The 525-nt window shown below is 75.6% G+C and carries 1 protein-coding gene; it reads left to right on the top strand.

Annotation, left to right across the window (positions count from 1 at the left end):
- Positions 1–525 (top strand): hypothetical protein (locus GWK61_RS55135; protein ID WP_228564600.1); only part of this gene is annotated, 525 nt, incomplete at both ends.

Below are 525 nucleotides of genomic sequence, written 5' to 3'. Positions count from 1 at the left end.
GTGCTGCTCACGCAGGCCGGCCGCCCCCAACTGCACCTGCCCAAAGTCGAGCGCTCCGGCGGCTGCCAGCACGCCCCGGCCGGGGCGACCCAGACCAGGCACCGGCTGGCCGAGGTGTACGACCAGATCTGCCTGCGCTGCCACCTCGCCCTCCCAGCCGCGCAGCACGCCGCCTGGATGGCGGCGGCGATGCTGGATCAGAAGATCCGCCGCAGCGCCCGGGATTTCGCCGAGGCCGAACGGCCGGCCGCTTCCTGGCTGACCTACGCGCGCCTGGCCGACGTGGTCGACGACCGCGACGTGGAGGACTTCGCCGCGCTGTGCAAGCTGGCCGCCGGAAAGCCGCTGGCCTCCGACATCGCGGCGCTGCGCGCCGGGTGGTCGGCGCTGCGCGAGCGGCGCGCTGGGCGGCTGGCGGCCTACGCCGCCCGCTGCCCCGCGCCGATCCAGTACGCCTCGGCCGCCGACGCGGCGAAAGCCGGCGCCACCAGCCAGGCCAGACGCGACTGCGACCAGATCGAGCGA

It is taken from the genome of Catenulispora rubra, assembly GCF_015356825.1.
In the GTDB taxonomy this organism is placed as follows: Bacteria; Actinomycetota; Actinomycetes; order Streptomycetales; family Catenulisporaceae; genus Catenulispora; species Catenulispora rubra.
Note: the sequence above shows the minus strand (reverse complement) of the source record. Positions and strands in the feature narration are given on the sequence as shown.